Below are 13,699 nucleotides of genomic sequence, written 5' to 3' on the forward strand. Positions count from 1 at the left end.
TTATCCCCCGTACCCATAGTACGTCCCGAACCTTCGGCCGCTGGGGCTGAAGTGCGCCGCGTTGAGCAGGAGCTTGATGTCGGGACAGGCGCCGAGCAGCTGCACGGCATCTTCGAGCGCGCTCCGCCCGGTCCGGTCGGCCCGGCACACGAGCAGCGCCTGCCCCACGTGCTTGGCGAGTTCGGCGGCCGGCGAGGCAGCCAGCGCCGGCGGGCTGTCGAACACGACCATCCGGTTCGGCGCGCCGCGCGTCAGGCGGTCGAGCACCTGGGCGGTGCGCGCGCTGGCGAGGAACTCGCTGTCGGCGTTGCTCTGTTCTCCGGCAGCCAGCACGAACAGGCCGGGAATGTCGGTGGCAAGGACGAGGTCCTCGACCGCCAGCGACGGATCGGCCAGCGCGTCCATCAGCCCGCGCCCCTTGGGCAGGCCGAGCGTCGAGAGCACCGACGGCTTGGCGAAATCGGCATCCACGAGCAGGACTTCCCCGTCACGCTCGCCCGCCATCGCGATCGCCAGGTTCACCGCGCAGAATGTCTTGCCCTCGCCGGGGTGCGGCGAAGAGACGAGCACGCGGCGCGCGGACGGATCGGCTGCGGCCTTTGCGGCGGCAATAACCTGCCGCTTGACGATGCGGAACTCCTCCAGCAGCGCGGTCGCCCCGTCTTCGGGCACGATCATCCCGCTGTCGGCCAGCTTCGCGCGGTCGATTGCGTGACGCGGCCCGCCGAAACGGACCGGCTGGTCGATCACAGGCGAAGGCGCCCGCGCCGGCGATACGACGGGCAACGGCGCATCGTGCCCGGCCTCGGGCTCGACCGGGCCGGTCTGCGGTTCGGTGGCGACCGGCGCTTCGGGCTTGACCGCCCTTGCGCGCTTCATCGCCGGTTCTTCGAGCCGTGCCGGCATTTTTGCCGGGCGAAAGGGCGTCAACCCGAAAATCCCGCTGGCGCGTTCGAGCAGCGAGCCGGAACCGGCGCCGGATGCTTCGTCGTCAGGCTTGCCGGGAAGCGGGATCTTGGTCTGTTCGGTCATCTCGCTCGTCCCCTCACGCGACCATGCCGCGCTGGACGAACTCGATCCCCAGCAGCACCACGAACAGTCCGGCGAGCGCCCCGCTGCCGGCGTAGAACATCTTCATCCGCTTCGCCCGCAGCGCCCTGGCACCGTCCGACAGCGTTTCCGAAATCGTCCCGAGCACCGGCAAGTCGAGCGCGCGTTCGAGCGCCGCCGCGGTGGCGAAGGTCGACCTGACCTGGGTCAGTCCAAACGCGGTGCCGATCCCCGCGGCAATGCCGGCGAGCAGCACGCCGAACAGCAGCAGCGGGCGGTTCGGCGAAGCCGGCTGGCGCGGCGTGGTGGGCGGGTCGACGACGTCGAACTTGAAGCTCGACCGCTCGCTTTCGACCTGTCCGCGCAGACGCATCTCCTCGCGGTCCTGCAGGAGCTCGTCGTATTTCTTCTTGAGCACGTCGTAATCGCGGCTGATCCGGTTCGCCTCGGCGGATACCGCCGGCTCGCTGGCCTGGTCGGCCATCGCGCCGCTGATCTCCGACTGGAGCGCCGCCTTGCGGGCGAGCAGCGCCTGCACGTTGGCCTCGCGCTCCGCCTTGATCGAGACGAGCGAGCTGTAGGCGGGGTTCGGCGCGCCGGCCGCGACGTTCGCCCCGCCGTTCTTCTGCAGCAGCGCAATCTGGCGCTTCAGCGCGACGACGTCGGGATGGCTGTCGGTAAGGCCGCGCGCCTGCATCGCCGCCAGCTGGCCCTGCGCCTGGCTCAGGGCGCTGCCGTCACCCGGACCGGCGAGCGTACGCGGGGTACCGGCGAGCTGGCCGCTGATCGCGGCGAGCGCGCTCTGCGCGGCGGCGAGGTCGGCCTCAACCCCGCGCAGTTCCTGCCGGGTCCCCGACAGCCGGCCGGCGATCGCGGTCGATCCGCCGACGAGCTCGGGGTGCTCGGCCTCGAACTGCGAGAGCTTGGCCTCAGCCGCTTCGAGCTCGACCTTCCGCTCCTCGAGCTGCTGGTCGAGGAACACCACCGTGTCGGCCACTTCGCCGCGGTTGCCGGCGATGTTCTCCTCGCGGAATATATCGATCAGCTTCTGGACCACGCTCTGCGCGAGCTTGGCGTTTTCCGCATCGGAGAACTTGCGCTGGCCTACCGTCGCGGTGATCGTGAACAGGTTGTCCTCGACGCTCTCGACCTTCACGTCCTCGGCCAGCGAGGCGACCGCCTTGTCCATCTCGCGCTGGCTGGCGATGTTGCGTCCCAGGTCGGTCCCGCGGATCACCTTTTCCAGGTTGACCGCGCCCGCGAGCGTCTTCTTGACCCGCTGGATCTCGTCCGCGCCGCCGTTGGCGATCTTGAGCTGGTCGGACAACACGTCGTCGAGCTGGACGTAGATGCGGGCTTTCGATTCGTAGGCGTTAGGGATCATCGCCACCGCGATCCACCCGAGCAGGCAGACGCCCCACGCCACGCCGAGCACCAGCCAGCGCCGGTACCAGGCAGAGTGCGCGGCCGCGCGCAGTTCCTCGAAGACCTCGTTCATGTGCGGTCAGGCCTCTTCAGAACATGCTTTCGGGGATGATGATCACGTCGCCCGGCTGAAGCATGACGTTTGCCTCGCTCGCGCCGCGCTTGAGCAGGTCGCCGAGGCGCAGGCCGTATTCCTTCTGGCGGCCCGCCTGCTTGTCGAAGCGGATCAGCTTGGCCTTGTTGCCCGCGGCGAATTCACTGAGCCCGCCGACAGCGATCATCGCGTCGAGAACGGTCATGTTTGCGCGGTAGGGAATGCTCGCGGGCTTCTCGGTCGCGCCGACGATGCGCACCTGCTGGCTGAAGGTGCCCGCGAAATTGGTCACGATCACGCTGACGATCGGATCCTCGATGTACTGCGACAGCTGGAGGCGGATGTCTTCCGACAGCATCGCGGGGGTCTTGCCCACGGCGGGCATGTCGCTGACCAGCGGCGTGGTGATGCGACCGTCGGGGCGAACCTGGATCTTCTCCGCGCTGAGTTCCGGATTGCGCCAGACGCTGACGGTCAGTTCGTCGAGCGGCCCGATCACGTAATCCTCGCCCGGCCCTTCCTGCATCGCGACGAACGATGCGGGCGGCAACTGGTTGCCGCCGCCTGTCGCGCACCCGCCGAGCGCGAGCGCGGCAAGCATGGTGCCGGCAAGAAGGCGTGGGGAAATGGATTCCAGCATCGATGCATCCTCGAATTCGTGTCGCGCAGCCGCGGTGCATCGTCCGGGAGCGACCCGGTGCACCGCACGAGCGCAGGTACCGGCGGCCTGTGTCGCCGAAATTGGTGAACATACCGTTAGGTTTGAGAGGCCTTGCGAGGGCCGGTCCCGGATCGGGACAGCGCGCGCGTAAAGGTTAAATCAGCAACTCGCGCGCCGGTCCCTGACCCAGGAAGCTGGCGGGCGAAGCGCTGGCGCCATACGCCCCGGCGCAGAACACCGCCACGAGATCGCCCACTTCGGCGCGGGGCAGCATGGCCTTGTCGGCCAGTCGGTCGAGCGGGGTGCAAAGGCAACCGACGACGTTCGCTTCCTCGTTAGCCTCTTCACCGAACCGCGTGGCGATCGCGACCGGGTAGTTCCGGCGCACGACGGTGCCGAAATTGCCCGACGCGGCGAGCTGGTGGTGCAGGCCGCCGTCGGTGACGAGATAGGTCTCGCCGTGGCTGTCCTTCCGGTCGACGATTTCGCACAGGTACACCCCGGCTTCCCCGACGAGGTAGCGGCCCAGTTCGATGCACAGCTGAGTGCCAGCAAGCGTGTCGGGAAGCGCCGCGAACCGCTCGGCCAGCCGCTTGCCGACCAGCGCGAGGTCGACCGGCGTGTCGCCTGCGAAGTAGGGAATGCCGAGGCCCCCGCCCATGTTGAGCCTGGGAAGCGTCCCCTGCCCGATCGCGCGCGCCAGCCGGTCGGCAAGGTCGAGCACGTTGCCCTGCGTCTCGGCGATCGCTTCGGCGTCGAGGGCCTGGCTGCCGGTGAATATTTGCAGTCCCCGCCAGTCGGCCCCGGCAGCAATCATCGCGCGCGCCAGTGCCGGCACGCGTTCGGCATCGATCCCGAACGGCTTGGCGCCCCCGCCCATCTTCATGCCCGATCCGCGCAGTTCGAAATCGGGATTGACCCGGATCGCGATGCGCGGCTGCCTGCCCAGCCGCTCGCCGATCGAAAGGGCGCGGCGCGCTTCGTTCTCGCTTTCGCAGTTGAGGGTGACGCCCGCTTCGATCGCGGCCTCCAGTTCGCGGTCGCGCTTGCCCGGCCCGGCAAAGCTGACCAGCGCGGGATCGATGCCTGCTTCGGTCACGAGGGCAAGTTCACCGCCCGAAGCGATGTCGAAGCCATCGGCAAGACCCGCCATGTGCTCGAGAACCGGGCGCCACGCATTGGCTTTCACCGCGTAGTGGATCGCCAGCCGGTCGGGCATCGCGGCGCGAAGATCGGCCATGCGGTCGTCCATGTGCCGCCTCGAATAGACGAACAGCGGGGTGCCGCCCGCCTCGGCCACGAGTTCGCGCGCCGTCCTGCCCCCGATGGCGAGTTGGCCGTCCTTCGCCGCGTAGCCGTCCGGTATCGGTCCGAGCGGCTTCATCCGGCCATCTCCGCGGCAAGCGCGTTGCGGTCGAGCTTGCCGTTCGGGTTGCGCGGCATCGCGGCATAGGACCGGATGATGCGGGGGAGCATGAAGTTCGGCAGCAATGCGGCGAGCGCCTTGCGCAGGGCGTCTTCGTCAAACGCGCCGACCGGGCGCACGGCGAGGCATACCGCCTGTCCCAGCCGCTCGTCGGGCACGCCGATTGCGACCGCTTCAGCGGCCAGGCCGGTGGCGATCGCGGCGTCTTCGACCTCCTGCGGGCTGATGCGGTTGCCCGCGCTCTTAATCATCGCGTCGCGCCGGCCGACGAAATAGAGCAGCCCGTCGGCCGCGCGGCGCACGCGGTCGCCGGACCAGACCGCCATGCCGCCGTACCGGGACGCTTCGGGCGCGGGCCGAAATCGCTCGGCGGTGCGCGCTTCGTCCTGCCAGTAGCCCAAGGCCACGAGCGGCCCGGCATGGACCAGCTCGCCCTCCACGCCGTCGCCAGCGACCGTGCCGTCGTCGGCGATCACCAGGATCTCCGCGAACGGTATCGCCTTGCCCATCGAGGTCGGGTGGCTGTCGACCAGCGCCGGGTCGAGATAAGTCGAGCGGAACGCCTCGGTCAGGCCGTACATCGGGAACAGGCGCGCCTGCGGAAAAATCCGCCGCAGCGCACGCACCAGCGGCTCGGTCAGCGCGCCGCCGCTGTTGGTCAGGCGGCGCATCGAAGCGACGGCGTCTTCGGGCCAGTCGATCTCCGCGAGCTGGACCCACAGCGGCGGCACCGCCGCCAGTGTCGTGACCCCGTGGCGGGCACACGCCTTCACCACGTCGCGCGGCACGAGGTAATCGAGCGGCACCACGCAGCCGCCCGCATACCATGTGCTCAGCAGCTGGTTCTGCCCGTAATCGAAGCTCAAGGGCAGCACCGCGAGCGTGACGTCGTCCGCCGCCATCCCGAGGTAGTGCGCCACGCTGACCGCACCGAGCCACATGTTGGCGTGGCTCAGCACCACGCCCTTGGGCTTGCCGGTCGAGCCGCTGGTATAGAGGATCGCGGCAATGTCGTCGGGGTCGTGATCCGATGGACCGAGGGGGTCGCACCCCCGCGACGCTTCGAGCAGGTCCTCTTCCGCCAGCACCCCGCAGCCGGCCGGCGCGTCGCCGTCCTCGAGGCTCGCGAGCCGCGCCTTCGTGCCCACCAGCAGCACCGCGCCACTATCGGCCAGGATGTGCGCGACCTGGAGGCGCTTCAGCAGCGGGTTGATCGGCACGTGGACCATTCCCGCCCGGGCGCAGGCGAGCGGCAGCAGGCAGGTCGCCTCGCCCTTCGCCGCCCAGCTCGCGATCCGGTCGCCGGGCGCGGCGCGTCCCGCCAGCCAGGCGGCGATCTGCCCGACACGGGTTCTTAAGTCCTGATGGGTAAGCGTGCCCCCGCGCAAGACCAGCGCCGGCGCTTCGCCCTCGCCCCGTTCGGCGAGATGATCGAGCGGCCGGGGCCGGGGATCGGGCGCGAGGGACATGGTTACTCCGAAGGGCGAAATGGCGTCGAGCGCGGTCAGCTATCACGGCACGGTTAACGTCTTGCAAGCCGCCGTTGCGGATTGCGGACCGTTCGACCGCGCCGAATGGTTCGCGCTGCTTGCAGAGGCGGGGCAGGAACCGCTGGTCGCGCAGGCGGGCGACGTCTCGCTCATGCTGACCCTGGCCAACGGCCGGATCGAGCCACTGCGCAACTGGTACGCGTTCACGTGGCGGCCGCATGGCGACAATCCGGTGCTGCTCGCGGCGATCGCGCAGGCGCTGCGCAGCCGCGCGCACCGCGTCACGCTGTGGCCCGTTCCCGACGAAGACGGCAGCGCCACGCGGCTTTCCCAAGCATTCCGTACAGCGGGTTGGCGCGTTTCGGTCGAGCATTGCGACCGCAACCACGTGCTCGCGGTCAGTGGGCGCAGCTTCGCCGAATACTGGGCCGGCCGGCCTGGCCCGATGCGCACCACGCTCAAGCGCAAGGCGAAAAAGGTGTCGGTGTCGATCCACGACCGGTTCGATACCGCCGCCTGGGCCGACTACGAGTCGATCTATGCCGAAAGCTGGAAACCCGAAGAAGGCGATCCGGTACTCCTGCGCCGCTTTGCCGAGGCCGAGGGCGCGACGGGCCGTATCCGGCTCGGCGTGGCCCATGCGCCCGATGGCGAGCCCGTCGCGGCGCAGTTCTGGACGGTGGAGAACGGCACCGCGTACATCCACAAGCTGGCCCACCGCGAGAGCGCGAGGCCGCTTTCGGCCGGAACGACGCTGAGCGCGGCGCTGTTCGAGCGGGTGATCGATCGCGACCGGGTGGACCTTATCGACTTCGGAACCGGCGACGACGCCTACAAGCGGGACTGGATGGAGATCGACCGACCGCGGTATCGGATCGACTGCCTCGACCCGCGCCAGCCGCGCGCCTGGCCGGCACTCGCCAAGCGTATGCTTGCGCGCGCAATGCGCGGTCGCTAGGGCGCAGCCCGCGATTTCGTTAGGGGGAACAGCCCGGATGACCGAAGGCCACCATCTCGCGCCGAGCCGCAGCGCGATCGACGCGCAGCTGCGCGCGATCCTGGGCGACGTGCTGGGCCTCGATGCGGAGCGCGTCGCCGGCTTCGACAGCGACACCGGTCTGTTCGGCCACCTCCCCGAACTGGATTCGATGGCGGTCGCCGGCCTTCTCACCGAAATGGAAGATCGCCTCGACATCGTCATCGACGACGATGACGTCGACGGCGAAATGCTCGAAACCTACGGCGGCCTGCTGGCCTTCGCCGAGGGCAAAGCCGCCGCCGCGTGACCCCGTTCGAACTCGTCGACTGGCCGTGCCCCGCCCCCGGCGGCGGCACGCGCGAAGAAATGGCGCTGGCGTTCGACAAGCGCCGCGAGAACCGGCTGCTCGTGCTGCCCGCGTGGTTCGACGAGGCGAACAAGCTGCGCCGCCTGACGGTCGAGGTCATGCGCCGGCTCGATCTGGCGGGCATCGATTGCGTCCTGCCCGACCTGCCCGGCTGCAACGAGAGCACGGCAAAGCTCGCAGACCAGACGCTGGCAAGCTGGCGCACGGCCGCCGCCGCGGCGACTGAACACTTCGCCGCCACGCACGTGCTGACGGTGCGCGCGGGCGCATTGCTCGCGCCCGAGGGACTTCCCGGTTGGCGCTACGCCCCTGTTGGCGGCCGGCCGGTCCTGAGGGCCATGCTGCGCGCGCGCACGATCGCGGCGAAGGAGGCGGGCCGGAGCGAGCGGACGGAGGACCTGCAGGCGATGGCCCGCAGCGAGGGAATCGAGCTTGCCGGGTGGCATGTGGGGGCAGAAATGTTCCGCGAACTCGAAGGCGCAGAAGCGCCGCCCGGCTTGGCCGAGATCGAGCAGGCGGCGCTCGGCGGTCCCGCCCTCTGGCTGCGCGCCGAACCGGACGAGGATGCGGCGCAAGCCGATGCCCTCGCCGCCATGGTCGCAATCGGGATGGCCGGGGCATGAGCCGGCTCCAGCTCACCTTCAACTGCGAGGGCACGACCCTCGCCGGTACGCTCGACACCGCACCGGGTACGAGCGGCCTGCTGATCGTGAGCGGCGGCAACGAGGTGCGCAGCGGGGCCTTTTCGGGGCAGGCGGCCTTGGCAGCCCGGATAGCCCGCAAGGGTTTCCCCGTGTTCCGCTTCGACCGGCGCGGGGTCGGCGACAGCGGAGGCGAAAACCGCGGCTTTCGCAAGAGCCGCAAGGACATCGAGGCCGCGCTCGCGGCGTTTCGCGCGATCGCGCCCACCGTCGACCGGGTGGTCGGGTTCGGCAACTGCGATGCCGCCAGCGCGCTGATGCTGACCGAAGGCGCGGGGTTCGATGCGCTCGTCCTGTCGAACCCGTGGACGATCGAGGAAACGGGCACGGTGCCACCCCCGGCCGCGGTGCGCGCGCGCTACGCCGACAAGCTCAGGAACCCCAGAGAAGTGCTGCGGCTTTTCAGCGGGGGGGTGAACCTTGGCAAGCTGGCACGCGGAATCGTGCAGGCTGCCCGGCCCGGCGCACCCCGGTCGACGCTCGCAAGGGAAATCGCCGCGGGGCTCGCCGCGTTCCAAGGCCCGGCAAGGATCGTCCTGGCAAGCGCCGACCGCACCGCGCAGGCGTTCGAGGCCGGTTGGCCGCAGGAGGACGAACGCGTCGTGCGGTGTGCCGGAGCCACCCACGCCTGGGTCGAACCCGATGCGAAGGTCTTTCTCGAAGGCGAACTGCTGGCGATGCTGCGCGGCGCCTGACGGTCAGTCCCGCACGAACAGGCTCGCCAGCTCTACGTGGGTCGACCAGCGGAACTGGCCCACAGGGCGCAGCTCTGCCAGCCGGAAGCCCGCGTCGGCGAGCGTCCGCGCGTCCTTGGCCCAGCTCGACGGATTGCAGCTGACATAGACCACGCGGCCCACCCCGCTCGCGGCGATCCGGGCGACCTGCTCGCGCGCACCGGCCCGTGGCGGATCCAGCAGAACCGCGTCGAAGGCATCGATCTCGCCCGGCTGCAGCGGATTGCGAAAGAGGTCGCGGTGGTGGGCCGACACGCGCCCCGCGTACCGGGCGGCGGCCGCCCGACAGGCGAGATGCGCGTTACGCGCCGCTTCGTAAGTGGCGACCGGCCCGTCGAGGGCGAAGGCGAACGTGCCGAGGCCGGCGAACAGGTCGGCGACCGGGCCGCTTCCCGCCAGCCATTCGCGGGCCGCGCCGACGAGCGTCGCTTCACCGTCGCCGGTCGCCTGCAGGAACGCGCCCGGCGGCAGCGCGACGGGCGTGCCGCCCAGCGTCACGGTGACAGGTTCGGGTTCCCACACCGGTTCAGGCCCATAGCCCAGGTCGACTGTCAGGCGGGCGAGGCGGTGTTCATGCGCGAATCCAAGCGCCGCCTCGGTCGCCTGCAATCCCTCCATCGCGTACCCCTTGAGCCCGCAATCGACGCCCTGGTCGGCGAGCGTCAGCTCGACATCGACCGCCCAGCGGCCCTTCTGCGCTCCCAGCATCCGCCGCAGCGGCGCGACGAGGGCGAACAACTCGGGCCGCAGGACATCGCATTCCGCAAGGTCGACGATCCGGTGCGAACCGGCCTCGCGGAAGCCCAGAACGATCTTGCCGCCCGCCGGTTGCGCATGAAGTGTCGCGCGTCGGCGGCTGCGCGGCGGCGAGAGGTGCGTTTCGCCCAGTACGCCGGATTCGAGGTCCTGCGAACGCGCGGCGTGAAGCACGCGGTCGCGCACGAACGCCGCCAGCACCGTCTCGTCGAGGTGCTGGAGCTGGCAGCCGCCACACGGTCCGAAGTGGCGGCACGGCGGTGGGACGCGGTGCGGTCCCGGCTGCAACGTGCCGTCAGGCAGCACGACGTCACCCGGCGCGGCGAGCGCGACGTGGCGCCCGCTTGCCGTGACGCCGTCTCCCTTTGCGGCGACGCGAACGATTTCTTCGCTTTGGATCACAGGAATCGTGCGTACGCGCTTGATAAACAACGAACAAGGTCATCGGCCGTCAGGTCCGGACCAGCCTCTCGCGCGGCTTGGGCATGAAGCCACACGGCCTCACCGCCCGCCGCGAACGGCGCGCGGCCGGTGGCAAGGCGGCTCACCGCCAGCCCCGCCAGCACGTCGCCGGTGCCCGCGCTGGCAAGCCAGCTGGGGGCGGCGGGAAAGAACGCGCGCCGCCCGTCAGCCGCCGCGAGCACGGTGTCAGGGCCTTTCGCCAGCACCGTCAGGCCGGTCACCGCGGCGAGCGCGCGGGCGCGTTCGAGCTTGCCCTCCGCCGTGACGCCAAAGCAAGCGCACAGCCGCGACAGCTCGCCTTCGTGCGGGGTCAGGAGAAGGCGCGAGGGATCGACCCCCTCGAGCAGGTCGTCGTCGAGCAGGTGCAACGCATCGGCATCGAGCACGGTTGGCGTTCCTGCCCCGAGCACCGCCCCCAGCCGCTCGCGTGCCGCCTCGTCCCGACCGAGGCCGGGTCCGACCAGAAGGGCCGACCAGCGCGGATCGCCCAGTGCGCTCGAAAGATCGCTGTCGTCCACGACCAACGCCGCAGGCGCGGCCGGATGCGAGTGCGCCGAGAGCAGCCTCACGTAACCCGCTCCGCCCCGCATCGCCGCGGTGGCCGCGAGCATCGCGGCACCCGGCATCGCGCCCGCCACCACCCCTGCCAGGCCGCGGGTGTACTTGTGCGCGCCCCGTGCGGGCGAGGCGAAGCTCGGGCGGGGAAATACCGCCGCGGCGCTTTCGACCTGCTGCACGCCGATCTCGACCAGCCGGGTTTCCCCAATCCGGTCGAGCGCGGGCATGAGGAAATGGGCGGGCTTCCACGCGCCGAGCGCTAGCGTCAGGTCGTACCGTTGCACGTTGCCGAGCAGAGCCCCGCCGTCGGTCGCGACTCCGCTCGGCAGGTCAATCGCGACGGTGAAGGCATGATGCGCGGCGAGCTCTGCCAGAAGCAGCGCGTGCTCAGGCGACAGGGGCCGCGTCAGCCCCGATCCGAACAGGCAGTCGACCAACACGCCGCCGTGAATCCTATCGCCCGAAGTCGCGACGCGGCCCTGCCAGCGCGCGCGCGCGTTGCGGGCGGCGTCGGTCTTCGGCTCGATCGGGGCGACCACGCCCACCTCGATGCCGCGCGCGCGGAGCGTTTCAGCGATGACGTAGCCGTCGCCGCCGTTGTTGCCGGGGCCGCAGAGCACGGTTACCGGGCGCCCTGCCGCCACGCGCCAGATCCATTCCGCCGCGCCGCGCCCTGCGCGCAGCATGAGCGCGTCGACCGAGACGCCGTGCGCGATCAGCGCCTCTTCGGCCGCGCGCATCTGCGCGGCGGTAAGGACCTGCTCACCGGGCCGCATCGATGTCCGCCGGGAAGCGATAGCGGTCGGAGCCGACGGTCACCTGGAGGATCGGAGGATCAACCTCGAACGCATTGACGGCATCGTCCGCCCCGGCGATCGCGACCATGCCGTGCCGGTCGGGCGCGATGCGAAACCGGCGAAACTTGCCATCGCCATGGCGAACGACGAATTCGCTGCCCTCTTCGCCCTGCACGCGCTCGACGAGGCAATCAGGAGAGAACCGGCTCCCTTCCCCGAGCGCGCATTCGATGCGGGTCGCACCCTCTGCCGCCTGCGACTGGGTGGCACCGCGACCGCACGCCGCCAGGGCGAGCAGGATCGCCACGACCGCGAGGCGCATCAGCGGCGCAGCCGGCTCACGTCGCGGACCGCGCCGCGCGCGGCGCTGGTGGTCATCGCGGCATAGGCCTGCAGGGCGGGTGATACCGCGCGCGGACGCGGCCTTGCCGGATACCAGCCTTTCTCGTCCTGCGCGGCGCGGCGACGGGCGAGTTCGTCGTCGGGCACGACCAGCTGGATCGAGCGGTTCGGGATGTCCATCTCGATCCAGTCGCCGTCCTGCACCAGCCCGATCGTTCCCCCCTCGGCCGCCTCGGGGCTGGCGTGCCCGATCGAGAGGCCGCTGGTGCCGCCCGAGAAGCGCCCGTCGGTGACCAGCGCGCAGGCAGCGCCGAGGCCCTTCGACTTGAGGTAGCTGGTCGGGTAGAGCATTTCCTGCATCCCCGGCCCCCCGCGCGGCCCCTCGTACCGGATCACCACCACGTCGCCGGACACGACCTGATCGGTCAGGATCGCCGCGACTGCCGCGTCCTGGCTTTCGTACACCTTTGCCGGGCCGCCGAAGGTGAGGATGCTCTCGTCCACGCCCGCGGTCTTGACGATGCAGCCATCCTTGGCGAGGTTGCCGAACAGCACCGCGAGGCCGCCGTCCTGGCTGAAGGCGTGATGCGTGCTGCGGATCACGCCGCCGCTGCGGTCGGTATCGAGATCGTCCCATCGCTCGCTCTGGCTGAAGGCGGTCTGCGTCGGCACACCGCCCGGCGCCGCGCGATAGAAATCCTGTACCGCCGGGCTGTTCGTCAGCCGCACGTCCCAGTCGGCAAGGGCATCGCCCATCGTCGGCGAATGCACGGTGGGCAGCGCGGTGTGAAGCAGCCCGCCGCGGTCGAGTTCGCCGAGTATCGCCATGATCCCGCCGGCGCGGTGAACGTCCTCCATGTGGACGTCGCTCTTGGCCGGGGCGACCTTGCACAGGCAGGGAACCTTGCGGCTGAGGCGATCGATGTCCTGCATCGTGAAGTCCACGCCGGCTTCGTGCGCGGCTGCGAGCAGGTGGAGCACGGTGTTGGTCGATCCGCCCATCGCTATGTCGAGGCTCATCGCGTTCTCGAACGCCTCGAACGAAGCGACTGAGCGCGGCAGCACGCTGTCGTCGTCCTCGCCGTAATACCGGCGGCAGAGCTCGACCACGAGGCGCCCCGCGCGCTCGAACAGGCCCTGCCGGTCGGCATGAGTGGCGAGAACCGAGCCGTTGCCGGGCAGCGAGAGGCCGAGCGCCTCTGTCAGGCAGTTCATCGAATTGGCGGTGAACATGCCCGAACAGCTGCCGCAAGTCGGGCACGCGGCGCGCTCGATGTCGGACACTTCCTCGTCGCTGAAGCTCTCGTCTGCGGCGGCGACCATCGCATCGACGAGGTCGAGCGCAACTTGCTTGCCCTTCACGACGACCTTGCCCGCTTCCATCGGTCCACCGCTCACGAACACGGCGGGAATGTTGATCCGCAGCGCCGCCATCAGCATGCCGGGGGTGATCTTGTCGCAGTTCGAGATGCACACCATCGCGTCGGCGCAGTGCGCATTGACCATGTATTCCACGCTGTCGGCGATCAGTTCGCGGCTGGGGAGCGAGTAGAGCATCCCGTCGTGCCCCATCGCGATGCCATCGTCGACCGCTATCGTGTTGAACTCCTTGGCAACCCCGCCTGCCGCCTCGATCTGGCGGGCGACCAGTTGGCCCAGGTCCTTCAAGTGGACATGTCCGGGGACAAACTGTGTAAAGCTGTTCACGACCGCGACGATCGGCTTGCCGAAATCGCCGTCCTTCATGCCGGTCGCGCGCCACAGGCCGCGGGCTCCGGCCATGTTGCGGCCGTGTGTGGTCGTGCGGGATCGTAAGTTCGGCATCGGAAAGGTCCTTGGCTATCGGGGCCCGGTTAG

13 protein-coding genes are annotated in these 13,699 nt (G+C 69.9%); 4 read left to right on the forward strand and 9 right to left on the reverse strand.

Translation table 11 applies throughout. The features are described from left to right. From N0B51_RS07145 to N0B51_RS07165, 5 genes are all read right to left on the reverse strand, one after another. On the reverse strand, window positions 1–1,032 hold the full coding sequence (locus N0B51_RS07145; protein ID WP_259961625.1) for a P-loop NTPase family protein: 1,032 nt from the start codon (window positions 1,030–1,032) through the stop codon (window positions 1–3). 13 nt (window positions 1,033–1,045) lie between these two features. Next, window positions 1,046–2,548 (reverse strand): XrtA system polysaccharide chain length determinant, encoded by a 1,503-nt coding sequence (locus tag N0B51_RS07150; RefSeq protein WP_259961626.1) that lies wholly within the window; start codon window positions 2,546–2,548, stop codon window positions 1,046–1,048. Between the two features lie 16 nt (window positions 2,549–2,564). Then, window positions 2,565–3,209, reverse strand: coding sequence for an XrtA/PEP-CTERM system exopolysaccharide export protein (locus tag N0B51_RS07155; RefSeq protein WP_259961627.1), 645 nt, complete (start codon window positions 3,207–3,209; stop codon window positions 2,565–2,567). A gap of 175 nt (window positions 3,210–3,384) precedes the next feature. Then, entirely contained in the window at window positions 3,385–4,614 is a 1,230-nt protein-coding gene (locus N0B51_RS07160) for a pyridoxal-dependent decarboxylase, exosortase A system-associated (RefSeq protein WP_259961628.1), read from the reverse strand. Then, window positions 4,611–6,125, reverse strand: coding sequence for an acyl-CoA ligase (AMP-forming), exosortase A system-associated (locus N0B51_RS07165; RefSeq protein ID WP_259961629.1), 1,515 nt, complete (start codon window positions 6,123–6,125; stop codon window positions 4,611–4,613). Before N0B51_RS07165 ends, N0B51_RS07160 begins: the two co-directional genes overlap by 4 nt. Here N0B51_RS07165 and N0B51_RS07170 point away from each other — a divergent pair. Genes N0B51_RS07170 through N0B51_RS07185 form a run of 4 tightly spaced genes read left to right on the forward strand, consistent with a single transcriptional unit; the run spans window position 6,124 to window position 8,888 of the window. Further along, window positions 6,124–7,104, forward strand: coding sequence for a GNAT family N-acetyltransferase (locus N0B51_RS07170; RefSeq protein ID WP_259961630.1), 981 nt, complete (start codon window positions 6,124–6,126; stop codon window positions 7,102–7,104). The two genes, N0B51_RS07165 and N0B51_RS07170, sit on opposite strands and share 2 nt — an antisense overlap. A 37-nt stretch (window positions 7,105–7,141) precedes the next feature. After that, complete coding sequence (locus N0B51_RS07175; protein WP_259961631.1) at window positions 7,142–7,432, forward strand: acyl carrier protein; 291 nt, start codon at window positions 7,142–7,144, stop codon at window positions 7,430–7,432. Next, on the forward strand, window positions 7,429–8,115 hold the full coding sequence (locus N0B51_RS07180; RefSeq protein ID WP_375545937.1) for an alpha/beta hydrolase family protein: 687 nt from the start codon (window positions 7,429–7,431) through the stop codon (window positions 8,113–8,115). The genes N0B51_RS07175 and N0B51_RS07180 overlap by 4 nt, the downstream gene beginning before the upstream one ends. After that, complete coding sequence (locus N0B51_RS07185; RefSeq protein WP_259961632.1) at window positions 8,112–8,888, forward strand: hydrolase 1, exosortase A system-associated; 777 nt, start codon at window positions 8,112–8,114, stop codon at window positions 8,886–8,888. Before N0B51_RS07180 ends, N0B51_RS07185 begins: the two co-directional genes overlap by 4 nt. A gap of 3 nt (window positions 8,889–8,891) precedes the next feature. Here the strand turns inward: N0B51_RS07185 and N0B51_RS07190 are convergent, their stop codons facing one another. From N0B51_RS07190 to ilvD, 4 genes are read right to left on the reverse strand one after another with little or no spacing between them, the layout of a single operon-like run. Further along, the gene (locus tag N0B51_RS07190; protein ID WP_259961633.1) at window positions 8,892–10,085 is read right to left on the reverse strand and encodes a class I SAM-dependent RNA methyltransferase; all 1,194 of its coding nucleotides are present in this window, start codon (window positions 10,083–10,085) and stop codon (window positions 8,892–8,894) included. Continuing rightward, window positions 10,082–11,479 (reverse strand): NAD(P)H-hydrate epimerase, encoded by a 1,398-nt coding sequence (locus tag N0B51_RS07195; RefSeq protein WP_259961634.1) that lies wholly within the window; start codon window positions 11,477–11,479, stop codon window positions 10,082–10,084. Before N0B51_RS07195 ends, N0B51_RS07190 begins: the two co-directional genes overlap by 4 nt. Next, the gene (locus N0B51_RS07200; RefSeq protein WP_259961635.1) at window positions 11,466–11,822 is read right to left on the reverse strand and encodes a hypothetical protein; all 357 of its coding nucleotides are present in this window, start codon (window positions 11,820–11,822) and stop codon (window positions 11,466–11,468) included. The genes N0B51_RS07195 and N0B51_RS07200 overlap by 14 nt, the downstream gene beginning before the upstream one ends. Further along, window positions 11,822–13,666, reverse strand: coding sequence for a dihydroxy-acid dehydratase (ilvD, locus tag N0B51_RS07205; protein WP_259961636.1), 1,845 nt, complete (start codon window positions 13,664–13,666; stop codon window positions 11,822–11,824). Before ilvD ends, N0B51_RS07200 begins: the two co-directional genes overlap by 1 nt. Window positions 13,667–13,699: the final 33 nt, after the last annotated feature.

The sequence above is a fragment of the Tsuneonella litorea genome, from assembly GCF_025154015.1.
GTDB classification, from domain to species: Bacteria; Pseudomonadota; Alphaproteobacteria; order Sphingomonadales; family Sphingomonadaceae; genus Tsuneonella; species Tsuneonella litorea.

What these genes read in the sequence shown, in the direction of transcription:
- N0B51_RS07145 (WP_259961625.1), bottom strand. Translation starts at nt 1,032, where the DNA reads ATGACCGAACAGACCAAGATCCCGCTTCCCGGCAAGCCTGACGACGAA.
- N0B51_RS07150 (WP_259961626.1), bottom strand. Translation starts at nt 2,548, where the DNA reads ATGAACGAGGTCTTCGAGGAACTGCGCGCGGCCGCGCACTCTGCCTGG.
- N0B51_RS07155 (WP_259961627.1), bottom strand. Translation starts at nt 3,209, where the DNA reads ATGCTGGAATCCATTTCCCCACGCCTTCTTGCCGGCACCATGCTTGCC.
- N0B51_RS07160 (WP_259961628.1), bottom strand. Translation starts at nt 4,614, where the DNA reads ATGAAGCCGCTCGGACCGATACCGGACGGCTACGCGGCGAAGGACGGC.
- N0B51_RS07170 (WP_259961630.1), top strand. Translation starts at nt 6,124, where the DNA reads ATGGTTACTCCGAAGGGCGAAATGGCGTCGAGCGCGGTCAGCTATCAC.
- N0B51_RS07165 (WP_259961629.1), bottom strand. Translation starts at nt 6,125, where the DNA reads ATGTCCCTCGCGCCCGATCCCCGGCCCCGGCCGCTCGATCATCTCGCC.
- N0B51_RS07175 (WP_259961631.1), top strand. Translation starts at nt 7,142, where the DNA reads ATGACCGAAGGCCACCATCTCGCGCCGAGCCGCAGCGCGATCGACGCG.
- N0B51_RS07185 (WP_259961632.1), top strand. Translation starts at nt 8,112, where the DNA reads ATGAGCCGGCTCCAGCTCACCTTCAACTGCGAGGGCACGACCCTCGCC.
- N0B51_RS07195 (WP_259961634.1), bottom strand. Translation starts at nt 11,479, where the DNA reads ATGCGGCCCGGTGAGCAGGTCCTTACCGCCGCGCAGATGCGCGCGGCC.
- N0B51_RS07200 (WP_259961635.1), bottom strand. Translation starts at nt 11,822, where the DNA reads ATGCGCCTCGCGGTCGTGGCGATCCTGCTCGCCCTGGCGGCGTGCGGT.
- ilvD (WP_259961636.1), bottom strand. Translation starts at nt 13,666, where the DNA reads ATGCCGAACTTACGATCCCGCACGACCACACACGGCCGCAACATGGCC.